Source organism: Adlercreutzia mucosicola DSM 19490 (assembly GCF_000422625.1).
GTDB classification, from domain to species: domain Bacteria; phylum Actinomycetota; class Coriobacteriia; order Coriobacteriales; family Eggerthellaceae; genus Adlercreutzia; species Adlercreutzia mucosicola.
The window spans coordinates 15,382-41,686 of sequence record NZ_AUGK01000005.1; the positions used below are offsets into that span (position 1 = coordinate 15,382).

1 protein-coding gene (cut by a window edge) is annotated in these 26,305 nt (G+C 67.3%); it reads right to left on the reverse strand.

Features of this window, described 5'->3' with window-relative positions:
* Positions 1 to 26,305, reverse strand: partial view of a PASTA domain-containing protein gene (locus G503_RS13360; protein ID WP_035021598.1) — the 3' portion only. The gene runs 40,511 nt beyond the window's last position; 26,305 of the gene's 66,816 nt are visible here — the last part of the coding sequence; the start codon falls outside the window, past its right edge; it ends in the stop codon at positions 1 to 3.

A 26,305-nucleotide genomic window follows, 5' to 3' on the forward strand; every position in this document is an offset into this window, starting at 1 on the left:
CTACTCTTCCTCTTCCTCCTCGTCTTCTTTCTTCTTGCGGCGGGCGATCACGGCCAGCAGGAGGGCCATGGCGCCCAGCAGGGCCGCGCCGAACATGAGCGGCATCAGCTCGTCGCCGGTCTGCGGGAGCTTCACGTAGAACACCTTGGTGCCCCACGGCGTGGTGAAGATGAGGGTGCGCCAGCCGCCCGCGCCCGTCATGCCGAGGTCGACCGAGCGGTTCACCTCGGGCGTCCAGTTGTAGGGCGACAGCAGGTTGAACTTCTGCCCGTAGGCGTTCGGCTCGCTGCGCACCACGCGGAAGTTGCCGAGCACGCACATGGAAGGCGTGATGCCCTGGCGGCCCTCGCCGATGACCTGGCCGGTGGCCTCGCCCCAGTCGTTGTCGTTATTGTCGTCGTCGCCGGCGTTCAGCACCATGAACTCGCCGCCGTCGGGCATGGTGGCGCGCACCCGGTACAGATACGGGGTGTCGGAGCCGTCCACCATGGGCAGGCCGGCGAAGCGGTAGGCGCCGTTCACGTCGGTCTCCATGGAGGCCACTTCCGTCCAGCCCTCGTCGGCCCGCACCGTAGTGCCGCTTACGGCCTGCAGGGCCGTCGGCGTGTAGGACGCGCCGCTGAAGCCCACGGCGGCCTGGCCGTCCAGGGTCTTGCGCTCCAGGTGCACCGTCATGCCGGGCAGGTACTCGGCCGTGGCATCCTGCAGGCCGTCGCCCTCGGGATCGTTGTAGGCCACGCCCGCGATGGTGGCCGTGGCGTAGGGCACCAGACCCGTGTCGTTGTGGTCGGAGTCCTCGGCCTCGCTGGCGAGCCAGCAGGTGCCGCCGGGCCCGGCCAGGTACACGGTCAGGCCGCCCGTGGCCAGGTCGGTGCGCTCACTCGGCACCGCCAGCACGATCATGCCGGACACCGGGTTCGCCGGATCGAGAATCTTGGTCATCTCGTCCAGGTCGGAATCCACATCAGCCGCACCCTCGTTCATGAGGGTAACGCCGTAGCCCTTGGGCAGGTCGTCCACCTTCACGCGGTAGCCGTACAGCACCACGGTCTTCTGGTCGCGGCGGATGCCGGCGGTGGGCAGGTTCTCGAAGGCCCACTCGCCGTTGCCGGCCGACACGGTGTGCGCGGCCGCCGAGCTGTTGAAGGCGTCGTCGGCGATCCAGCCCATGGAGCCGTCGGCAGTCTGGCCGTACCAGTAGCGCTCCAGGCTCACCGGCACCCCGCCGAAGCGCTGGGTGTCGCCGGCGTCGCGGGTGCCGTCGAAGCCGTTGTCCTGCCACACGAGGCCGCGGATGTCGGCCTCGGCGATCTTCACCAGGCCGAAGTCGTGGTCCATGGAGTTCTGCCAGTTGATGTCGGACCACAGGTTCGCCTCAACGGGAGCGGACAGCTCGGCCAGGCGCGCCTCGTAGGCCTCCATGAGCCGCTTGCTCTGCGGCACCTCGTACACCGGCAGGCCGTCCTGGATGACCGGCACGCCGCCGTTCATGAGCGGCTTGCCGAAGATGAGCACGTGCTTGGCGGCGTCGGCGTCGATGGCCTGAAGCTCCTCCAGGGTGGTCGCGGCCAGAATCTCGTCCAGCACGCTCTGCTGCTCGGGGGAAAGCTCGGGTGTCGCCGGCGCATCGGCGTCGCCCTCGGCCGCGGCCACGGCGTTGGCAAAGGCCACGGTGTCCATCGCCGCGAAGGCGCGCAGGAGCGAACGGCCCGTCGCGAACGTGGTCGCGCCGCTGTCGCCGGAGCCGGAGCCAGAGCCCTCGGTACCCGTATCGGAACCGTCGCCCTCGCCGCCGGCACCTTCGCCGCCAGTGGTCTCATCGCCGTCCTCGGAGCCGTCGCCCTCGCCCTCGTCACCGGAGCCAGAGCCGGAACCGGAGCCCGCGCCGCCGTTCATGTCGGCGAACTTGGCCACCGGGCCCTCGGTGCGCGAGCCCTCGGACTCGTTGTCGTCGGCCAAACGGGACAGCACGATGAGGTCGCCCACGGCGTCGTAGCCGGAGGGCAGCTTCACGTCGGCCTCATTCGGCAGCAGCGCATCGGTGACCGCATCGTAGTTGGAATTGATGGTGTCGTCGTCGCCCACCTGCTGCAGCGTGGGCATGTACTTCTCCTCGTTCGGGTAGCTCACGATCTCCACCCGGTAGCCGAACAGCACCGGGAAGGGCACGACGGAACCGTCGTCGGTACGCAGGTCGTGATAGCCGGTGCCGGGTGCCAAGAACGCCCAGTCGCCGCTGCTCACGGTCTGGTCGAAGGCGCCGCCGGGCACGTACTCCTCGCCGGCCTCGCCCGGATCGTAGGTCTCCTCGCGGATGAGCCCCTTCAGCTCGTCGATGGTGTAGTTGGAAGAGCCGGCCTCGCCGTCCTCGTCCTCCATGAGCACCGCCACGTCCTCCTGGGTGAAGCTCCAGTCGCGGCGCCACACGCCCTTGTCGTCGTCGCCGGGCATAAGCTTGCTTTCCAGCTCGTTCCACTTCGCATCGAAGGCCGCGGCCAGCTTGCCGTCGAGCGCACCGGGATGCTCGATGATCTTGATCTCGCCGGTGACCTCATCAGTGATGGTGGTAGACCACCCGAAGATGTAGTCGAAGTGGTCGTCCACGCCAGCGAGCACCTTCAGCTCGTCCAGGGTGCGGGCCGCATCCATAAGCCACGCCTCGGTGATCTCGTCGTTGGCCATGGCCTGGATTTCCTTGATGCGCTCCTCGGTGATGGCGTCGGAGGGCTCCACGTCGTACTGCTCGCGCGGATCGCGCTCCAGGAAGCCGGCGCCGGTGGTGTCGAACCAGTAGCGCACGAGCTTCACCGTGGCGCCCTGCACGCCCGGCTCGCCCTCGTCCTGCAGGCCGTCGCCGTTCACGTCGTCCCACACCTTGCCGGCGATGTACACCGGGTCCTGCAGCACGAGGCCCGCGTCGCCGGCGTGCTTCAGATACAGGCGGTTGGCCAGGTCGTACTGCACGCCCTTGTAGGCCACGTCGTAGCGCTCGGACACCGCCACGTTCTCCTTGGCGGCCTGGGCCACCACGGCGTAAGTGTCCTCGTTGAAGCCGTCCTCGTTGTACTTGCCGGCCATAGAGGCGTTGAACGTCTTCAGGTCGGAGTCGCGGTCGGCGCCCTCGGAATCCACATGGAAGCGGCTGGCCACGTACTTGCCGTCCTCCAGCACCTTGATGGCATAGCCGGCCAGGTACGGGGAGGCGGTGTCGTACTTGCGGGCGTTGTCGGCCTTCAGGGCCGCCAGACGCTCGTTGTAAATAGTGAGCAGGTCGTTCTCCACCTCGACGGTGACGGTTTCCATCACGGGCACCGACTCCATCACCGGCACGCGCTCGAACATCTGCTCGCCGGTGGTCTCGTCGATGACCGGGTTACCATCGGTGTCCACCACGGGCACGCGGTTGAACAGAGGCTCACCGTTCTCGTCGACCTTCTGCTTCTCCTCGAACACCGGCACGGTCTCCATGACGGGCACCTGCTCGAACAGCAGGTCGCCGGTAACCGGATCGGTGGCCTGCTGGCCGGTATTCGGGTCGATGATCGGATCGCCGTCCTCGAACAGCAGGTTGCCGTCGGTGTCGGTGGCCTGGCGCTCCTCGGTCTTCTGGACCTGCTTCTCCACGAACTTCGGCTCGTGAATCTTAGCGATCTGGGCCGCGGAGAGGCCCTCCAGCTCGGCCAAGGTGAGCGAGCGCAGCATGTTCGCCGTCACGTCGCGCGCCTGCAGGGCCGCCAACGACTTCGCCGTCAGCACGATCTCGGGCTGGTACACGTTGTCGAAGTTCGGCTGGGTGGGCATGGCCTCCTTATCGTCCACCAGCACGTAAGCCGGCAGCTGACGGAAGTCGTAGGTGCCCTTGCCGTCGGTGAGGGTGGTGCGCTCGTAGGGCTTCGAGAGGATGGTGCACCCGGCCACGGCCACCCCGTCGATGACGCAGTCGGCCATCTCGAAGTGGGTCGTGGGATCCTCGGTGATGGTGCCGACGGAATCGGCGAACACCACGCGGCTGGCCTCGATCACCTTACCGTCGGCGCTCTTCACCTCGGGGGTCTTCACCAGGTAGGCGCCCGAGCCCACGAAGGCCTTGTTCTCCACCCACGTGCCGGAATCCTTCAGGTTCTGGAAGCGGCTCGTGGTCTCGTACTTGTACAGGCGGCCGTTGCGCACGTAGTACACCTGGCCGTTGGAAGCGGCCATCACGTTGTTGGCGGCGGAAGCCTTGTACAGCGTGAGCTTGGTCTTGGCGTCGTCGGCGTAGTAGAACATGTTGCCGTCTTCGTCCTCCACCAGCTGGTGGGTGTGGGTCTCGTCGAACTTGGGCACGAAGTAGTACTGGGTCAGCACCACGGTCATGTCCTCGAGGCCCTCCTCGGTGTCCTCGGCCGGGGCGTTCTCGGGGTCGTCCACCACGTCGTTGAAGTTGTCGCGGATGCCATCGTAGTTCTCGTCGTACCACACCACGCCGGCCAGGCTCGACCGGTCGGGCGGCGCGAAGCCGGCGTTCATGGCCGTCTGGTGCTGGCCGCGGGCGAAGTCGAAGTCGAGCGGGGTCTCCACCACCGACTCCACGCCGTTCTCAGTCACCTTGTTCGGCACCGTCACGTCCAGATGCTGACCCTCCATAGAGGTGTCGTCGGCGATGCCCGCCAGCACGATGCGGCCGCCGAACAGCACGCTCGCGTCAGCATCGGTCTTGCCGGAGTACACGTTCTTGGAAACGCCCGTCTTGGAGCCGGCGCCCACGTGGGCCGCCTCGCCCGTCTGCAGGTCGGTCTCGGCCCAGAAGACGGGGTAGTTGCCCGCGTCGTAGAAGGAGCCGTGGGCCCTATCCTCGGCGTTGGTCATGGGCTGGCTCTTGGAGTTCCAGGCGTCCTCGTTGGTGGTCTGCCACTGATGGGTGGTGACCAGGGTGGAGGCCATGCCGGTGGCGGTGTTCGAGCCGTCCACCTCCACGGTGTAGCCGGCCAGATACCACGTGCCGCCCAGATTCACAGCCGTGGGCAGGTCGGCGAACTCGTAGTAGCCCTCCACGTCCTTGTACCACTTCTTGGCGTCGCCGGTGCCCTCGGAGTACACGGCCTCATCGGCGGCCGCCAGCTCCTCGAAGCTGTCGTACTTCGCCGCATCCAGGCGGTCGGCGGTGATCTCCACCTTCTTCTTGGTGGTGGTGAGGCTCGTCAGCTGGTCGGGAACGCCCGCGGCGCTCACCATGGGCACGCGCTTGTCGGTCACGCCCGCGCCGCGCAGCACCGACTGGCCGCCGGCCACCCACGCGCCCGCGCCGCCGTTCGCGGCCGGGTCGAAGTACCAGGCCTTCAGGACGACCTGCTTGCCGGTGTAACCGGTCTCGCGGTGCATCTCGATCTCGTTCTTGCCGTTCTTCTTCACCACGCGGATCTCGTCGGTGAAGTTGTACAGGCCGTCGTAGTCGTAGTCCTCCCACACGTAGCCGGAAATGCTGTAGGTGGGCGGGATGATGAGGCCGCCGTCGGAATGGCTGCGGCTGTGGGACATCATCAGGTCGTAGGCCACCAGGTTGCCGCGCTTGTCGGCGTTGGCTGCGTTGGTCTGGTCGTCGTTATGGGAAGCCGGGGCGTACACGATGTTCGAGGCGTTCGCATGGCGCTTCGCGATGACCACCTCGGGGGTGCCGTTGTTGTCGCGGACGTACTCGGGGGTGTTGCCCTCGGCGTCCACCACTTCCAGCAGCACGATGAACTCGTCCTCCACGGCCGGGTCGACGGTGGCGGCCCCGGGCGTGGCCGTCTGGGTGAGCTCATTGTTCACGAACAGGTCGGAATTCTTCTCGTAGGCCACGGGGCGGGTCACCTCGGCGCCGTCCTCGGTCACGGTCTCGCTGGCACGGGCCTTGGCCTTGAACAGGTCGCCGGAGGTCACGCGGGCGTCGGTCACCTTCACCTTGTAGCCGTACACCACCCACTGGCCGTCCTTCTTGCCGGCCGGCTCCAGGTCGGTGAACTCGTAGTAGCCGTCCTGCACGATGTCGTAACCGCCCACGGCCGGCACCGTGCGCAGGCCGCAGCCCTTGATGAGGCCGGCGAAGGCGCTGTCGATGGAGCCGATGGCGTGGGCCTCGGTGGTCACCTGGATCGGCTTGAGCACGTCCACCATGGTGCCGGTGCCCGTGCCGTCGTCCTCCTGCACCACTTCGCCGTACTGGTAGTCGGCGTCCTTCACCCAGTTCGTGCCGTCGAAGTAGTAGCGCTCCAGGGCCACCTCGTAGCCGTTCAGCTGGTCGGCGCGCTCGTTGTCGTCCTGCACGCCGTCGTTGTCCTCGTCGTTCCACAAAATGCCGGAGATGGACTGCTTCGTGGGAGCCACAGCGCCCACGTTGCCGCCCGCCACCGACGTGCCGGCCACGGTGAGCCAGTCGTAGGCGACGCTCGCGCCCGTGGTGCCGTCGGCAATGACGAGCTGGTTGGCAGCCACGGTCTTGTAGTCGGCGGTGTCGGCCAAAGCCGTCACGCCCTCGGCGCCCTCGGCCGCCACGATGATGCGGCCGCCCTTGGGCAGGGTGACGGTGGCGTCGCCCGTGCCGATGGTGGTGGTGGCGCCGGCGCGAGTGCCCGTGAAGGTAACGGCATTGCCCGCCGCGTCCTTGCCGTTCACCGTGGTGGTGTCGGTCACCACGATACCGTGGGCGGTACCCACGCGGTCGATGTGGGCCGCGTCGGAATCCTTGGCAGTGTCGGTGCCCTGGTGGAAGCCGGTGAGCATCCACACACCGTCATCGGAACCCGACTCGAGGCCCTTCGCCTCAACCTCATAAGAGGCCAGGTAGTACTTGTCGTTGAACAGTTTCTCGTCAGCGTGGTCGGGCAGCGATGCCAGCGAGATCGCGCGATCGGCCACCGTCTCGCAAATGGCCGTGGGCACCTTATCGAACCGGTAGGCACCGTTGCCGTCGGTCACCTGCTCGCGCGTGCCATAGGCACCGTAGGGCTGCCACGGGGTGCTCTCCGAGGGATCGTAGATCCACTGGGACAGCATCATGGTGCGACCGGCCAGGCCCAGCTCGTTGGCGTCGTGCACGCCGTTGTAGGCGTTGGCGCGGGCCGCGGCATCGCGCACGGGGTCGCCGGCCACCGGATGGTAGCTGTCGTCCCACACCTCGCCGTCGATGTTCGTGGAGGGCACGAACACGAGGCCGCCGTCGCCGCCCTGCTGGCGCTGGACGGCCATCTTGATGTCGTAGTCCACACCCGCGTAGGGGTAGGCGTCGTTATGTTCGTTGGTGCGCTTGCGCGCCACGATGATCATGCCGTCGGCCCGCGGCTCGGTGGCACCGTCGGCCACGGTGGTGAAGCGGTTCACCATGGGGAAGGTGCCCTCGCTGCTGCGGTAGATATCCGAGTCGTCGGCATAGCCGTCGTCGGTTGCCTTGGTGGTGGCATGGGGCTTCGTCAGGGTGGCGCCCTTCGGCAGCTCCACTACCTCCACGCGGTAGCCGGCCAGGTACTCGGTCGTATCGGTCTGATCGGGCTGGTAGCTGGCGGGCATGTCCTCGAACACGTACTTGCCCTTCGGCAGGCCGTCCTTGTCGTTGTCGTCGGCCGTCACCTCGTCAGCGAACACGTTCTCGGTGCGCACCCACACGCCGTCCTTCAGGTAGTACTGGGTGATGCGCACGGTCACGCCGGCGATACCCTCCTCATCCTCGTCGCGCACGCCGTCGTAGTCGGCGTCGTTCCAGATGAAGCCCTCGATGGGCGCGCTGGGCGGAATCACGTAGCCGCCGTTGATGTACAGGTCGTTCTTGCCGTAGCTCAGGTCGAAGTTGTAGGTGCCGTCGCCCTTCACGTACTGGCCCGCGGCCACGCTCGTGCCCGCCGCATCGTCGGCGGTAGAGCCGGCCAGCACCAGCATCGAGTCGAGCGTATGCACGTAGCCGGTGTTGGAATTGGCCTCGTTGCGCTTCAGCGGGAAGGTGTTGGCGCCGTGACGGTTCTCGTCGGGGTTGGACGCGTTGGGCTTCACGTAGGCAAAGCCCTTCGAGTTCCAGTGGTCGAACCCGACGAAGCCGCTATCGGTGGTGATATAGGGGTCGGGCGTGACCATCACTTCCCTATCCGAGGGCTTGAAGCCCGGGTTACCCTTGATGGCCACGGTGTAGCCGGCCAGGTACTCCTTGCCCTTCACGTACACACGCACCGGCAGGTCGGTGAACTCGTAGTAGCCGTCCAGCGTGCCGCGGGCGGCGTTGGCGCCCTGGGTGGTGGTGTTCTTGAAGGCGAAGGCTTCCTCGGCCTCGTCGGTGGCCACGCTGTCGCCGTAGGCCTGCGTGGGGAACCAGTGGCTGTTGCCCATCTTCGGGTTGGTGTTCTCGGGGTCGTAGTACCACTGACGCAGGTACATATGCGTGCCCACGCGGCCGCCCTCGGGATCGGTCAGCTTCAGCTTCGTGCGGTTGTCGTAGTTCGGATCGGTCTCCTCGGGGTCGGGGTAGCCCGTGGCCGAGGCCAGGGGCAGATCGAGCTTGTAGGTGTACAGGCCGTCGTGGTAGTCGTTGTCCTTCCACACGTAGCCGGCGATGATCTGGTAGGCGGGCTCGATCTCGCCCACATCACCCGCATTGCGCGTGATGACGGGCTCGGTCCACTGGTAGCGCACCTCCCCGCGGTCGTCCATGGCATGGCCGACCGGAATGGTGGAGAAGGAGGCGTCCAGACCCGTAGCGTCCTTGCCGGCCACTGAGCCCAGGATAACCTGGCCGTTGTTGGCACGCAGGGTGCCGGCGGCATCGTAGCGCTGAACCACCGGCGAGCTGTGATACAGCTTGCGCTCGTCCTCGTCGGCCATGGCCACCGGGGTGGCGCCCACGGTGTCGGCGTTGCCGGCGATGCCGGCGGCCGTGGCGGCCACGTTGGAATCGGCCGCGACATCGTTGCCCTGGTTGGCGGCCGTGAAGTGCCACGGGTCGTTCAGCGTGCCCTGGGCGTGCAGCACATTGTCCTCGCTGTCGGTCACATCGGCCTCGTGCACGTAATCCACCGGATCTGCCAGCTCGATACGGTAGGCAGCCAGGAAGTACTCGTCGGTGCCCGTCTGGGTGTTGTACTTCACCACGCCCGCAGGCAGGTTGTCGAACACGTACTCGCCCTCTTCCACAGCCACCTTCTTGCCGTCCTTGTCGAGCTTGGTGGCGCTGCTGTCGGCCGCAGCCGTCTTCACGGCCACCACGGAACGCAGGCCCGCGGCATCGGCACGGCTGACGCCGCCGGTGACCACCGGCACGCGGTCGCTGGCGCCGTCCGGCAGCTTCGTGGTCACCCAGTCGCTGCCGAACTGGGCGTTCTGCACCCAGGCGCCCACGGCATCGGCCGGAACCGTGCCGTTCACCTGCTTGGCGCCGTCGGACTTCACCCACTCGATGATGCCCACGTGCACATCGCCCACCAGCTGGCCGAAGGCCGCGGCGGTGGCGGGCACGTAGTACCACTGGGTGGCGAGCACGGTCTGGCCGGCGATGCCCTTCTCGTCCTTGGCGCGGATGCCGTCGGAGGCGGTGTTCTCGGCGCGGCCGTTGGCATCGCGCTCGGTGTCGTCCCACACGATGCCCGTGATCTGGGAAGTGGGCACCTTGAACAGGCCCGTGTTCACGTTCTCGCGGGTGGAGAACTCGTTGGCGATGTCGTAGGCGGCGCCGCCGATGCTGATGGTGTAGGGCAGCGGGTGCTTCACGCCCGTCACCGTGGTGTTGGCCGTGGTGATGAAGCCCGTCTTCTTGGCGTAAGCACCGTCGGCCTGCTCGCCGGTGGCGGTGAACTGCGGGTACACCGTCACAGCCTCGGTGCGCAGCACATCGCGCTTGGCGTCGGAGTCGTTGTTCGAGGCACCCTGGCCCGACTGGTACAGGGTGAGCACATGGCTCTCGGGCAGCTCGGGCAGCACCACGCGGTAGGCGGCGATGGCCAGCATGTCGTCGGTGGCTTTCGCCACGTTCTCGGCCGTGGTCAGCGGGTTGCCCTCGGCGTCGAACTGCACGTAGGGCAAAAGATCACCGAAGCGGTAGTCGCCGTCGGCCTCGGTGAAGGCGCGCGCGTAGCCGAGCGGAGTGCCGCCCGCAGGAGCGGCCGGTGCCACGGTACCGCTGCCCGCGCCGTCGCCATCGCCCGGCGTCGGGTCGGGATCGGGCGCGGCGGACAGGTCGCCGAAGTTCATGTTGCGGATCCAGGCGCCGCGCACCGTGGTGCCGTCGGCCTCGTACACCACTTCCAGCGTCTCCGCATCGGTAGCGTCGAAGGTCTTCATGCCGGCCGTCAGATCGCCGCGCAGGGCCGCAGTGGCACCGGCGGTGGTGGTATAGGTCTTGGCGTCGGCGATGAACTGCGTCTTATCGGCGGACAGCTCGCCGTCCAGGTAGTACCACTGGGTCAGGCGCACTTCCTGACCGGAGATGGCCTTCTCGCCCACGGTGGCGCCAGCAGTCACCTCGCGCACGCCGTTGAAGTTGGCATCGTACCACACGTAGCCCGACACCTCGGTGGTGCCGAAGTATCCGTAACCGGCGGACAGGTTGTCCTCGTCGCGGCCCGTGGCCATGTCGAAGGCCACGGTGGTGGCATTGTCGCCCGCACCGCGGGTGGCCGCCACCTTGTAGTTGTCGTCCTGGGTGAAGTCGGTGGTGTTGCCGGCCAGCACGATCATGCCGTCCAGGGTGGAGACGGAGCTGTTGGCCACCGGGCCCACCTTCTCGGCACCGTCGGCGCTGGTCCAGCCGGCGTTGTGGGTGTCCTTGGCGAAGCCCTGGCCGGTGCGGTTGGCCCACAGCAGCGGGTAGTTCGTGTTCGCGAACACGTCGCCGCCATCGGCCGCGGCGTAGGTGATGCCGTTGCCGTTCACCAGCTCGGTGCCGATCACCTGAGCGGTGGAGTTCTGATCGTCGTTGGTCACGCCGGTGCCGTCCACGGTGCGGGTCTGCTCCATCTTGGTGACGGGGTAGTTCACTGCCATGGCATCGGTACCGCCCAGCACCTCCACGGTGTAGCCGGCTAGGTACTCGGTGCCGTCCACGGCCACGTACACCGGCAGCTTGTCGAAGCGGTAGTAGCCATCGCGCACCTTGTCGCCGTCGATGGTGGTGGCCTCCATGGTCAGCGTGGACACCTCCACGTTGCCCGTCACCGGGGTGCCGGCGCCCGGGGCGTCGGCCAGCGCGATGCCGGCCTCGGCCAGGGTGGCCGCGGCGAAGGCCGGGTAGGCCGCCAGCATCACGGCCGTGGCGGGGTCGTCGGCCGGGTCCACCGGATTGGCGGGATCGGTCGGATCGGTGGGCACCTCGGGCTTCTTCGGCTCCTCGGCGCGCTGGCCGTTGTCGAAGTCGGCCTTCTGAATCCACTGGCCGCCGTTGCCGTCGGCCGCGGGCTTGAAGTACCACTGCTTCAGGATGACCTTCTTGCCCACCAGGCCCTGCTCGTGGTAGCGGTTGCCCGCCACCTCGAAGTCGTCGGAGGTGCCGTTGTTGTACACGCCGTCGTAGTTGGCGTCGTTGAACACGTAGCCGGCGATGTAGTGGGTGGGAATATCCATGATGCCCGCGTCGTTGTGGGCGCGGCCGGCACCCTTGGCGCGGTCGTAGGACAGCGTGGCGGGCGCGACGCCTGCCACCACCTCGTGGCCGGCGGCCTCAGGCTCGCTCGCGCCGGCCACGAGAGCCGGGAAGCGGCCGTAGCGGTCGACGTTGTTCTGGTCGGCGTTGCCCGAGTTGGCGCCCTCCACCAGGTTGGAGGCCTGGGAGCCCACCGACACCGGAGCGGCCGCGTGCTTGTCGGCATCGGCCACGTAGTCGGCATCGTCGGCCACGTTCAGCAGCACGGCGTACTCGCCGTCGGCCATCATGTAGCCGTCGCGGTAGACCAGATCGGAATCCAGCGTGTAGTCGGTGCCCTCCTGGTAGTTGGCGGCCAGCAGATTGCGGCTGCGGAAGCGCTCGTCGGTCACACGGGTCTTGTAGCCGTAGATCACCAGCACGCGGGTGGCGCCCGGCGTGTCGAAGCTGACCAGCTCGCCGTCCTTCATGTAGCGGTAGTCGGAGGTCTTCAGGTTGCCGAAGGAGAAGCGGCCGTCGGCGTCGGTCGTGGTGTTGGCGTAGCCGTAGCCCGTCGCGCTGAACACATGGTGCCCGTTGGCGTCCAGACTGAAGCCGTCGGCATCGGTGGCCAGGCCCGTGACGGGGTTGCCGTCAGCATCGACGCCCTCACCGTTCTTGTACCACCGACCCACACCGGGCTTCATGTTGTTCTTGCTGCCGGCGAACTGGTCGCGGTAGCTTTCCGGCGCCTCGTCGGCCCACTGGGTATCCCACAGCCAATCGCCGGTGTAACCGTCGCCCACCACCTGCACGTAGCGCTCGAGCGAGATCTGGGCGCCGGCCACGGGCGGCTCGGTCACCTTCGCGTTCGGCTGCTCCGGATCGGGAGCGTACTCGCCCTGCAGACCGTCGTTGGACTTGTCGTACCACACGTAGCCCGACAAGGTCTCGTAGGGCGGGCGCACCTCGCCCACGTCGCCGCCGTGGTGCACGCTCTGGCCGTTGGCCTCCTTCATCCAGTCGTAGATGACCTTGTTCTGGTCCATATTCTCGTTCTTGTCCACCTCTTCGGAGGTATTCGGGTTGCGCTCGCCCTCGGCCACCTGAGCGGACAGGATGATCTGGCCGTTGTTCTGGCGGCGGGTCTTGTCGGCGTCGTTGTTCTGCTGGGCCACCACCCAGCCGCCCGACACGCCGCGGCTGGCGTCGGTGAGGTCGGCCACGTCGGAGTCGAGCGCGATGTCCTCGTTGGAGGCATCGTGGTAGCGGGTGAGCAGCCACGTGTCGTTGGCGGAATCGGCGATGGCCGCCGCGTCGCCGGCCACGGTCACGTTCATGGCCGGGATCTCCAGGCGGTAGGCCGCCAGGTAGAACTCGTCGGACAGCTTGTCGGCCGACTGCACCACGGCCACGGTGGGCAGGTTGTCGAAGGCGTAGACGCCCGGGGTGGTCATCACGGGGTTGCCGTCGGCGTCCACCACGTCGTTGCCGTTAAAGTCGGTCTTCTGGCTGCCGTCGCCGGTCCACACCGACACCACGCCGTTGCCGTTGTAGAACGAGCCGGTCATATAAGGCTTATGGAACACCTTCTGCACCATGACCGGGTTGTCCGGGTCGGTCTCGTCCAGCTCGGTCACCGTGCTGGTGAGCGCGGTGTAGCGGTCCTCGCCGAAGATGATGTTGCGGACCCACACGCCCTCGCGCAGCTCGCCGGGAGCGGTCAGGGCCGCCCCGTCGGCGCCCACAATCGGAGTGCCGTCGGCACCCGTCAGCGGAATCTCCGCCTCGGCGGAGTCGGCCTTGGCCGCGGCGCGCACATCCTCGATGGAGGCCGCCACCAGATCGCCGTGGTTCGCGGCGAAGGCGCGCCACTTGTCGGCGGACACGTAGATCCACTGGGTGATGCGCATCTCCTGATCGGCGATGCCGGGCTCCTTGGCAGTGTCGGGCACCACCGAGGTCACCTCCTTGCCGTCCACCGTCTCGGTGACCTCCTTGGTGGCCTGCACGCCGTCGTAGTCGGCGTCGTCCCACACACGCCCGGTCACCTCGCCCTTCAAGAGCTCCACCAGGCCCGCATCACCGCCGGCCACCAGATTGGTGGTCGGGCGCGGCAGGTCGTAGCGCTTGCCGTTGTAGAAGGCGGTGGTGTTCCCGGCCGCGGCGCCGTTGTTCATCTGGTACTGGCCGCGGGCGTCGCCTTCCACCTTGTCGGTCAGCTCGCTGGCCACGATGGCGTAGCCGTCATGACGCGGATTGGTGCCGTAGCGATTCTGCAGCTCGGCGAAACGGTCGCCCGACGTCTCGGCCGTGCCGTAGGCGTTGGCAGCATCGTACTGCTCGTACAGGTTGATGACGTTGCCGGCGCCGCGCAGGGCGTCGGAGTCGTTGGTCATGTTGTGGTCGGCGTCGTGGGTCAGATCGGGGTTCATCGACTCGTGCGGGAACGTGATGGCGTAATCAGGCTCCACCTCGTCCAGCACCAGGCGGTAGCCGGTCATGTACAGCTTGTCGGAGGTCACCTGCTGGGCGTTTGCCAGCAGAGGATCGTCGGCCGCGTCGATGGCCGGGAAGACCGGCTCGGTCGCACCGCCGTTGCCGCCCTCGCTACCGCCGTTGCCCTCGTTACCGTCGTTTCCGCCGTTGCCCTCGTTGTCGCCGTTGCCGTCCTCGGTGCTCTCGTTGCCACCGGTGTTCTCGTCGTCGCCGTCCTCGTCGGCCTGGGCCGCCGGCTTGGCGCCGATCACCTTCACTGTGCCGTCCTCGTCCACGGGCAGGTTCACATGATCGCGGTTGGCGAAGTAGGGCTGGATGTCGCTCAGGGTGGTCACGGCGTCATCGCCCTCGCCCACCGTCAGCTTGTCCACGTACACGTAGCTGGCCAGCTCGTCGAAGGCGTAGGTGCCGTCGACGCCGGTGAAGGTGCCCTCGAAGTAGCCGTTGGCATCCACCTTGATGCGGCCGTCCAGGGCCAGGCGCGCAGCGGCGTCGCCCTCGCCCACCTCCGGCAGCTCGGACAGGTGGGTGCGGTAGCTGAAGGTCTTCGACTTGAACCACACGCCGTCGGACGTGGTGGCCTCGTCGAAGGTGAAGCCCGCGGCCTTCAGGTCCACGATGAGTTTGGTCTCGTCCTTCGGCACGAAGAACCACTGGGCCACCTGCACCGTCTCGCCGGCCACGGGCACATCTCCCGTGTCCTCGAACACGGTGGTGCCGGCCGAGGCCGTGATCACCTTGTTGCCGTCGGCGTCGTAGTACACCTTCGCATTCTCGTCGGTGGAGTTGTAGTCCTCCTTCAGCTCCACGGGCTCGCGCAGGGTGTAGAAGCCGTCCACGTTCTTGTCCTGGAACACGAAGCCGCCCACCTTGCCGGTGCCGTAGAAGCCGAAGCCGCCGTTCAGGTTCACCTCGTCGCGGCCGCGCGTCCAGTCGAACACGAGCGCGCCCTCGGTCGCCGCATCCACCACGTTGCCGTCGGCGTCCACGGCCACCACGGCCTCGGCCACGTTCGCGCTCTCGGCGTCGGAGGCGCCGGCCAGCACGATCATGCCCTGGATGTTGTGCTTCGTGTATGCGGTGCCGGTGACGACGGCGTCATCGCCCTCGCCCTCAACGGTGGTGCCGTAGGTGTCCTGGGCGGTGCGTTCGTTCCACACCAGCGGGTAGTTGTTGGCGGCGTAGGTCGTGGTCACCCCGTCGGCCAGGTTGATGCCGGCCACGGTGCGCTGACCGCTGTAGGCCTGGGAGTTCACGATGTCGTCAACGCCCTTGCCCTGCTGTAGCAGCGTGGCCACCGCGCCCTGCATGTCGTTCTCGCCGTTGCCGCCGGCCAGCTCCACGGTGTAGCCGGCCAGGTACTGGCGGCCGGGCTGGGTGCCCTGGTGCTTCTGCACGTATCGGGTGGGCAGCTGCTTGAACCAGTAGCGGCCCTCCTCCACCACGGTGCCGTCGTCGGCGGGCTTGCCGTCGGCGGTGAGCACCCACACGCCGCCCAGTTTCTCATCGTAGGTGGAACCGGGGATGACCTTGCGGTTGGCGTGGTTCTCGGTGGCGGCGTCGCCGTCGATGGTCTCGGCGCGAGTGTAGTTGTCGTTGCCGAAGGCGGTGTTCTGCTTCCAGCCGTCCTCGGTGAGGTACCACTGCTTCAGGATGACCTTCTTGTCGGCGATGCCGGGCTCGCCCTCCTCGCGCTTGCCGTTGTAGTCGGTAGCGGCCAAGTTGGTGGCCTTGCCCGAGGCATCCTGGAACACCACACCGCTAATGGCCTGGTTGATGGGCGTGCGCATACCCGCGTCGTTGTCGTCGCGGTTCGCGCCGAGGCCCAGGTCGTAGGTCAGGTTCACCGCGGCCGTGGGCTCGCCGGCCGCCGGTGCCTCGACGCCATCTTCGCCGGCAGCGGGCTTCAGGTTGCCGGCACTCACCAGTTTGTCCGCGGCGGTGGCCTTCGGGGCGTTGCCGTAGCGGTCGGCAGAGTTCTGGTTCATGTTCTTCGACGAGGGGGCCACCAGGTGGTTGCTGACGGGCGACTCGTCGGTCACCACGTTCAGCAGCACGTCGTACTGGCCGGGGGCCATCAGGTAGCCGTCCTCGTGAATGAGGTCGGAATCCACGGCGAAGCTGTTCACGCCGCCGGCCACCAGGTACTTGGCGGTGTCGTAGTAGCGATCCCACCAATCCGGCGCGATCACCCGCAGGCGGTAGCCGTACAGCACCAGCGTATCGGCGGCCGTGGTGGCGCCGGGCACCATCACGTAGCTGGGCAGGTCGTTGAAGGCGAAGCGGCCGTTCTTATCGGTGGTCGCCGTGCGGTCGTACTCCTTCTTGGTGGTACCGTCGGCCGCGGTGAAGGTCTTCTTCAGACCGTTCACCGGGTCTTTCTCGTACGCCTCCCACGAATCAGCGTCGGCCCAATCGGTGTCGCGCGTCCAGGTGGCGCCCTCGGCCACGGCAAAGGAGCCGTTCTCGGTGCGCTTGGCGGTGATGGTGAAGCGCTCCAGCACCACCTTCTCACCGGCCAGCAGCTTCTCACCATCCGGCGTCAGCGAGTCACCCGTGATGGGATCAACGGTAAGCGCGCCAGCATTGTACAGGCCGTCGTTGTTGGCATCGTTCCAGATGGTGCCGAAGATGCTCTGGCGCGGCTGCTGCACCTGGCCGATGTCGCCGGCCTCCACGGCCACCACGGTCTCATCGGAGCCGGGCTTCACCGGCACCACGGTGCGCTCGCCCGTGCCGCCAACGGCATCGGGGTCGGAAATCCAGCTGTAGGTCTCCACCTCGCGGCCCGCGCCCTGGCCGGCCGGCAGCGACACCCAGGCATTGCGGTCGCCGTCGGAGTAGTTGCCGTCCTCGTCCACCGAGGGCTTCACGTCCAGATCGGTCACCTGGCGGGCCAGGATCACCTGACCGTCGTGGGTGCGGGTGGTGCCGGAGGCATCGGCCGCATCGGAAGCCACGCCAGTAGAGTCGCCGCTCACGCGGCCGGCCACCACCATGCCGCCGGCGATGCCGAAGTCCACCTCGCTGGCCACGTCGGAGTCGGACACCACCGATGCGGCGTTGTTCACCGTGGCCGTCTTCGCCGCGTCCGCGCCGTCGGCGTGGTAGCGGGTGAGGATCCACTGGTTCTCGGTGTCGTCGATGGCGTTGCTGTGGTCGTGGTACAGCTCGGCCAGCTCCACGCGGTAGGAAGCCAGGTAGTAGGTATCGTCGTTGTCGGTCACATAGGCCGTGGGCAGGTTCGTCACCGTGTAGCGGCCCTCATCGTCGGTGGTCACCTTCAGCACGCCGTTGGCGGCATCCTGGTAGGCCAACGGCTTGCCCGTAGCGTTGTCGTACACGATGGGTGCCACGTCCTCGCCAGTGCCGCGGCTGTACAGGTTCGACGTGAAGGTGTCGGAACCGAAGGCGGTGTTGTGCACCCAGTAGCCGCCCACTTCCTCGGCGGGAGCCACCACAGCAGAGGTGTCCCAGGTCACGGCCGCATCGTCGCCCTCGCCGGACTCCTTGCGCTTCACGTTCGCGTCAACGGTGGCCGCCAGCTCGGGATGCAGGCTCGCGAAGCGCACCCACTCGTCGCCGGGCACCCAGAACCACTGGGTGAGGTACAGGGTCTGACCGGGAATGCCCGACTCGCCGTCGTCCTGGACGCCGTTGTAGCCCGTGGCGTAGTTGTACACCGGCTGGCCGTTCTCGTTCAGCACGGCATTGCCCGCGCCGTCGTCGGTCTTGACGCCGGTGTCGTCCCACACCCGGCCCGTCAGAGCCGAGCGCGGAATCTTCACCAGGCCGGCCTCGCCGCCGCGCTGCTCACCCATGGGACGGGGCACGTCGTAGGCCACGGAATTGTAGATCTCCTCGTACTGGTAGTGCTGCGAGGCGTCTCCCCGCTTGGCCACGATCACGTAGCCGTCGGTGCGACAGTTGGTGGCGTTGCCCGCGGCGTCGGACATGTGGTCGTCGCCCGGCAGCAGATCGAGCGAGTTGTCGAAGTACTCCTGCACGATCTGGATCACACGGTCGTCGTTGCGGATGGCATCGGAGTCGGACTCCTCCAAGGGAGCCCCGTCCTTGGTCACCGTGATGGCGGTCATGTCGCTGGGCAGCACCTTCTTGTCCACGTTGACGCCCACGTGCGGGGTGGTCAGCGCGAAGTCGGGCGCCACATCGGCCATGGTGATGCGGTAGGCGCACAGGTACAGCTGGTCGAGGGAGGCGGCGTTGGCCTCGGTCACATCGTCGGCCGTAGTGTCGTTGGGCTGCAGGATGCGATCGACGGCCACCGTGCGCACCGGCTCGGGGGCAGGCGCGTCGGGGTCGGCGTCCGGATCGGGCTCGGCCGGGGCCTCCACGGTGTCGGTCAGCACGTACACGAAGCTCGGCAGCTGCTTGAAGCGATAGACGCCCTCGCCGTCGCCGGTGCGGTTGTCGGTGTAGGCATCGTCGCGCGCGAAGCTCGACTTGTCGGAGCCCTCCTTCACGTGAATCCACGCGCCCTGCTCGGTCTTATCCGGCGTGCCGTCGGCCGCGCGGGTCACCGTGTTGGTGCGGCGGTCCACCTCGTAGTTGGCCGGGTCGGCATCGAAGGCGGCGATCAGGGCCTCGTCGGTCACCCAGAACCACTGGGTGATGGACAGGACACCGTTAGTCAGCAGCTCCTCGCCGGGGTTCAAGATGCCGTCGAAGTTCTCGTCGCGCCACACCTTGCCGTTGATCTCGGTGTAGCCGTACTCGCCGAAGCCGGCGTTCATGCGCACCTCGGACTGGCCGCGGCTCATGTCGAAGCGCACGGTCACATCCTCGGCGGCGGGCACGTCCGCGCCGTCCTTGGAGCCGGCGGCGGCCGCATCGCGGGTCTGTTCCACGTAGTACTGCTTGGCCGTGCCGCGGGCGGCGGCGGTGGCAGCCTGGGCGCGGTTGGTGGCCGCGGCGTTGCGGGTGGCGCCGGTGCCGGTGATGCCCTCGGCGGCCACGGCCGAGATGGTCAGCTCCGGCTCGTCGCCATCGCCGGCCAGCTTGTTGGCCTGGGCCCGGGCGGCCAGCACGATCTTGCCGTCCAGGGTGGCCTTGGCGTTGAAGTCCTCGTCGGCGGCCGGGTTCTGCACGGTCAGCTCGTTCCAGCGCACCGGGTAGTTGCCGTCCACGTAGGCGTCGTTGCCCTTGGCGGCCAGAGCCGAGATGGCCTTGGAGTTCACCTCGTCGGTTTCCAGCGAGCCCTGCTGCAGCAGCGTGGCGGGCAGGCCCTGGATGGCCTCGGCGTTGGTGGAGGTCACAGGACCTCCCAGCACCTCCACGGTGTAGCCGGCCAGGTACTCGGCGGCGGGCTTGGAGGTGTCGGCTCCCTCGGCCCGGCGGTCGGCCACGTAGCGGGTGGGCAGGCTGGAGAAGTCGTAGTGCCCGCGCACCGCAGCCGCACCGGCGCCGTCGGCCGCGGTGGCCGCGCCGTCGTCGGTGAAGGTGTACACCGCGCCGAGGGCCGCATCGTAGGTGCCGCCGTCGATGGCGGTCAGCGACTCGTGGGGCACATCGGCGGTGTTGCCGGCGGCCCAGGTGTAGTTGTCGTTGCCGAAGGCGGGATTGAGCACCCACTGCCACTGGTAGGCAGGCTCAGCGTCGCCCTCGCCCTCCGCGCCGTCGCCGGCCTCGGCGTCGTCGGCGGTGGTGGGAACGTCCGGGGTCTCGCCCTCGGCGCCCTCGCCATCGCCCTCGGCCTCCACGGGCACGGGGGCCCAGTACCACTGCTTCAGGATGACGCGCTTGCCGGCCAGGCCCGCATCGGCGGTGTTCTCGTCGGCGGCGTAGAGGCCGTCGTAGTCGGCGTCGTGGAACACGATGCCCTCGATGGACTCGAACACCGGCTCGCGCAGACCGGCGTCGTTGCCGGCACGGTCGGCTCCGCGGGCCATGTCGAAGGTGGTGGTGGCCGCAAACGTCAGCTTGTCCTCATCGGCCGCAGTCTTGTTGTGGGCATCCACCGCGCCGGTGGTGTACACGTCGGGCACGATCTTGGTCTCGCCGTCGCGGGGCTCGTAGCCCTCATCGGCGGTGCCGTAGCGCACGTTGTCGCCGTAGCGGTCGATGGTGTTGATGGCGGCATGGTTCGGATTGGCGATGGCCGCGTCGTTCTCGGTGGGAGACGTGGCCGTGGCCGCATCCAGCAGCACCGTGTACTCGGCGGGCACGCCGTCCTCGGCGGCGGCCATCAGATACCCGGTCTCGTGCACGAGATCGGAGTCGGCCAAGTAGTCGGTGCCGTCAAGGCTGTAGTCGTCGCCCTGGAGGTACTTCGCCGTACCCCAGTAGCGGTTCCACCAGTTCTCGTCGGTCACGCGCACCTTGTAGCCGAACACCGCGCGCTTCTTCACGTAGCGCTGGGCGTCGGCGGCCGTGGCGTCGTCGGCGGCCACGTACTCGATGCGACCGGGCTTGGCGGCCTCGGTGCGCACGTACAGCGTCGCGCCGTCGCCGTCTACCACGGGCACCGTGCCGTCGGCGTCGGCGGCCGGCGCGGCCACGGGCACCATCACGAAGCCCTGGCTCTTCAGGTTGTCGAAGCGGTAGGCGCCGTCCTCGTCGGTCACCGTGTTATGGGTGGCGGGCTCGGCCGGCTCGGCGGGCTCGTCGGCGCCCTCGTCCTCCTCGGGCTCGATGGGGTTGCCGTCCTCGTCCAGCTCGGGCTCGGGGTCGGGCTCCACGTAGGCGCCCAGGGTGTTATGGCCGGCCAGGCCCACCGTGGGATCGGTAGCGTAGTCGCCGTCGTTGGAGGCCCAGTCGGCATCGTAGGTCCAGGTGGCATTCGCGTCGTCCAGCGCGTAGTAGTAGCGCTCCAGGGTCAGCTGGATGCCGGCGAGCATCTCCTCGCCCTCGGCCAGCTCGCGGCCCGACCCGTCGGCTGTAGCCACGCCGCGCATGCCGTCGTTGTCGGCGTCGTTCCATACCACGCCGGAAATGGCCTGGTTCGGGGGCGCCACCTCGCCGGCGTCGCCGCCGAACACCTCGCGCACGGGCACCTCGGTCACCTTCGGCTTGCCGGAGGCGTCCAGCACCGGATTGCCGTTGCGGTCGACTTCGGGCACCTCCTCGGTGATCACGTTGCCCAGAGCATCGGTCTTGGAGCGGTAGCTCAGCCAGTCGTAGGTAATGTAGCGATCGGTGGGCACCAGCAGGTTGGGATCGGTCACCGCATCCCCGGTCACGGCCACGTCCACCAGGTCGGTCACCGGCACGGTCACGCGGGAGGCCACCAGATCCACGCCGCGGGTGCGCACGTCGATGTTGCTGTTGCGGGTATCGGCCGCCTCACCTGCCAGCACGATATGGCCCGTGTGGGCACGGGTGCCGGTGTAGGAGGTGCCGTTGATGGACACCACGGTGTCATCGGCGGTGAGGGCCAGGCCGTCGGCCGCGCCGCGGGTGCTGGCCGCATCGGAGTCGGCCCACTTGCGCAGGGCCTCCACCTGGGCGGCGTCGTTCATATCGGCCACCACGCCCTCGGCCAGGTTCAGCACCAGATCGGCACCGGTGCGCAGGGGCTGGTGGTAGCGGGACAGCAGCCACTTGGCATCGTCGGCCACATGGGCCGCGTCGGTGTCCACCTCGCGGGTCTTCGCCAGCTCCACGCGGTAGGAGGCCAGGTAGTGGCCGCCGTCGGGAGCGGTGTAGGCTGCGGGCAGGTGATCGAACTTATAGGTGCCGCGGGTCGTCTCGTCCACGGTCTCGGTCACGGTGCCGTCGGCGCCCTCCTCGGAGGCCACCGTGGCGTCGGCGGTCTTCACGGCCACCACGCCGCGCTTGCCCTCCACGTACCACGAATCGGTGGAACGCGGACCCAAAAACTCGGTCGTGGTGATGATCTCGTCGGAGGTCTCGTCCCGGTAGGTCTCGGTCTTGAAGCGGCCGGTCAGCTTGTCGTGGCCGAACTCCATGTTGCGCACCCAGAAGCCCGAGCCATCGCTGGCGGGCTCGAAGTCGGCTATGGAGTCCACCACGTCGGTGGCGTTGCCGTCCTCGTCGGTAGCGTAGGTCACGGGCACGCCGGCCTTCTTGGCCGCCTCGGTCAGGGCCGCCTCGTCCTCGGCGGAAAGGGTGCCGGCGGCCCACTTCGCGGCCAGCTCGGCCAAAGCCGCATCGGCCTTCCACTGGAAGGAGGTGTCGTCCGGGTTGGACAGGTCGCCGGCGCCGGCGTTCAGGTTGGCCAGCGGCAGGTAGTACCACTGGGTCAGGTACACGGTCTCGCCGACCATGCCGGGCTCGCCAGTGTCCTGGATGCCGTTGTAGCTCTTCTCGGCATTGGCCTTCCACTGGGCCAGATCGGCGTTGTAGGTGGCCACAGCGCCGTTGTACTCGTCGTCGGTGGCGAAGTCGGCGCGCACCGGAGCGACGGGAGCGGGCACCTCGGTGTAGTGCGAGTCGTCCCACACCTTGCCGGCGATGCTCGAGCGGGGCACCGGCACCAGGCCGATATCCCAGTTGTACAGACGGGCCGCGTCGCCCATGTCGTAGATGACCGGGGCCGTGGCCGCCAGCGGATCGTCGTCCGGGTTCAGGCTGCCGGGCTCCTTCTTCACGGTCTGGCCGTCCAGCAGCTTGCCGGTGCTGTAGTCCTGCTCCGACTCGTAGGCCAGCTTCTCGGACAGGTAGTGCTTGTAGTCGCTCTTATAGGTGTTGAACTCGTCGTTCAATGTGTTGAAGATGGCCAGCGCCGCCTCGTAGCGGGCTACGCGCAAGTCGTACTCGGCCTTCAGCGTGTCGTAGATCTTCTTGTAGCCGGGGAAGTCGGGCAGCGTCGTGATGGTCGTGTTGGTGTGCTTGTCCGGATCGGGCCTGTTGACCACGTACTCCTTGCCCGGAGCGCCCTCGTAGGCGTTCTTGTAGGCCAGGAAGGCTTCCTTGTCGCTGTTGCCCGTCAGGATGATGCCCTCCTTGGTGTAGGGCTGCTTCACCTCGGCGGCGTTCTCGTCGGTGGGCAGGATGCGCAGGTTGCCGTTGTCGTTGGCATCGTAGTAGCCGAAACCGATCACGTCGTAGTAGCTGGCGCAGAACAGCTGCCAGTCGGCCAGCCACGCCAGGTTGGCGGCCTGCTCGGCCGCAGCCAGCTGGTCGTCGGTGGGGGCCGTGCCGGGCTCCACGCCGGTCAGGAACTTCTCGGGATCGTACTTCTCGTTCTTGTCGGGATCCAGCTCGTCGGGGTTCACCGGCTCGGTGGGCTTCTTGGGAATCTGGGCCTTCAGCGTGGACACGTTGCTCCACAGGTTGTCCAGGGCCTTCTCCACGTCCTCGTTGGAAGCGTAGCGGTTCACCTTCTCGGTGACCACGCCGGAGTCCTCCAGGGCCTTGGTGCCGTAGACGACCACTTCCACCGGGGCGCTGGCGTGCTTCAGCGAGCCGGCCGGGGTGATCTGGCGGATCACGGTGCCCGGGGTGGCGGTAGCCGGCGGGGCCACGGTCACCGGCATCTCGTAGGTGATGCGGCCGATGGTGAGACCGGCGGCCTCGATGGCAGTGACGGCCTGGGCATAGGTCATCCCCACCACGTTGGGCGTCGGGATGCTCGGCTTGATGGTCTGCTGGATCTGGTCGGTTACCTCGTCGCGGATGATGATGTCGGCATCGTCGATCATGCCGCCCTTGAACTGCGGGTACTTCGGCTTGATGCGCTCCAGGTCGCGCTTGACCTTATGGGCGATGGTGTTGGTCTCCACATCGCCGTCCGGACCGCCCGACACCGTGACGGCATGAGTCACCGTGCGGGTGGCCACGAACCGGTAGCGCACCTTGATGGTGACGGTCTCGCCGGGCTTCAGGGTGATGTTCTGGAACACCACAGCATCACCCAGCTGCGCGTCCTTGCCCACCACGCCGGTCACGGGCACCGTGGTGCCGTCCAGGGTGTAGGAGCCCGCAGCGCTCACGAACTTCGAGGCCGCGCCCGCGGGCAGGTTGCCCTCGGGGAACGGATCGGTCAGCTTCAGGATCTGGGTGGTCTCGGTGGCGTTGCGGTAGGTGGTGGTGTAGGTGATGTCCACCGTCTCGTCTTCGTTGTACTCGGTGAAGGCCGCCGGGCTCGCCGCGTGCTGGCCCACCGTGGCCAGCACGATGTAGCCGTCGGTGAACGAGCCGGTCTCGGGCTGGCTGCCCTTCTCGTTCAGATAGTAGGCATAGGTGCTGCCGCCGAAGTCGTTGGTGCCGTCGGCGTTCTGGGTGCCGGACGCCGGCACCGTGGGCGCCGCAGGATCGGTCGGGGCCGCGGGCGCCGTGGGCGCCTTGCCCTCCACCTTCACGTAGATGTCCACCGGCGCACCGTTCTCGATATCGGTCACCTTGGTGTACAGATCGCCCTCGAAATCGGCGGTCGTGGCCACGTAGTCGCCGGAGGCGGCGTCGTAGCGGAAGTACTCGGTGCTATCCACGGCGTTCACCGTGGCGGCATCGGCCTGGCGCATGACGGTGGTGGCCACAGGCTTGGTCATGGCGTCGGAATCGGTGCCGATGGACTGGCCCTCGGAACCGGTCGTCTTCTGGAAGGCGTCGCGGATGGTGATGGCGTAGTCCTCGTCCAGGTTGGCCATGTCCTCCTGATCCACGCGCAGACGGTAGCCGGCCAAGCGCTTGGTCTTGTAGTCGTCGGCCACATCACGGGTGTCGCGCGGGTCGATCACGTAGCTGGACACGTCGCGGAACAGGTAGGTGCCGGCAGCCGCCTGGTCGCCGGTGTACACTTCGCGCAGCTCCTCGCCGGGGTACAGCTGCCACTGGTACTCCTCGGAGTCCTGCACCACCCATTCCATCACGGGGATGCGATGGCCGTCGCGGTCGAGCTCGTAGGTGCCGTCGTCCTTCTTGTAGAACGCGGGGTTGCCGGCCTCGTCTTTGGCCTGCTGGTACTTCACCGAAGAGGACACGGGCGCGTAGTACCACGTCTCCATCTTCACCTTCAGGCCGCCGTTCTCGGGGCCCTGGCCCACGCCGGTCTCGGTATCCTGCTGCAGGCCGTCGTAGTTCTCGTCGGCCCACACCTTGTCGCCCAAGTATCCCTTGGTGCCGTCGATGTAGCCCAAGGCCAGCTTGTTCTGGCGCTTGTAGCCCTTCCACTTGGCCTTCTCGTCCTCGTAGACGGCCTTGCCGTCCACCAGCGGCAGCTGGGCCTTGATGGGATAGGTACGGGCCGAGCCGGACACGTAGCGCAGGTCATTGTCGGACACCAGGTTGCGAGTGCCGTCGTAGAACAGGCCGTCTTGCTGGTACTCCAGCGGGTCCTGGCTCCAGGTGACCAGCGTCGGCTTGATGAGCCGCGTGGACACGGTGTCGGAGGTCTTGATCACGTAGGTATGGCCGGCCTTCAGGCGGAAGCGGAAGAAGCCGGTGTCGTCGGTCACCACGGTGGCGGGCTGGCCGTCGGCGTCGTCGGCCAGGGCGGCCTTGATAACGCCGTCCTCGTACTCGTACACCGACACGCGCATGCCCTCGAGGCGCTTCTCGGGCACATAGGTGGCACCCTTCATCTGGGCCTCGGTGTCGCCCGAGCCGGCGCGCACGGAATCCAGCAGCGAGTTGATCTCGGTGCTCTCCTCGACATCGCCGGTGGCCAGCACATCATCGCGGTAGGTGACGCCCTCGAAGGTCACGCCCTGGGCGATGCCCAACTTCATCGAGGTCATGCGCGCGTCATAGGCCTCGTGGATAGCGGCATTGTACTTGTCGGTGCCGATGTTCGCGCTGTCGTAGGCCACCTCGTTCACTTCGATGGCGGCGGTGGTGATGCGCAGGGCGGCATCGGTGCCGGCCACATCGTCGCGCTCCACGCGCTCGACCGACACCTCAATATCGCCGGCGTTGGAGTAGATATCTTTCTGGCCGATGGACTTCTGGGTGGGCGAGAAGTTGTAGTACTCCTCGGGGAAGGTGAAGCGCAGACGGTAGGAGCCCGGCGCCAGGTTCGAGAAGATGTAGTAGCCGGGGTTGCCGTAGTAGTCGAACTTCGTGTAGGTCACGTACGGCGCGCCGCTGTCGGCGTTGATGTAGTTGTCCCAGGCGTCGCGCTCGGGCTTGCCCGTGCGGGCGTCGCAGCGCACCCAGCGGTCCTGGAAGCCGGTGCCCTCGTTGTTCACCAGCTGCACCACTTCCCCATCGCGGTTCACGGGGTTGCCGTACTCGTTGAGCAGCTCCACCTTCACGTCGTTGATGCCCGGATCCTCGACTTCCTTGTCGTAGTCCAGATCCTTCAGGTGCGAGCCGTCCTTGCCGGTGTTGTCG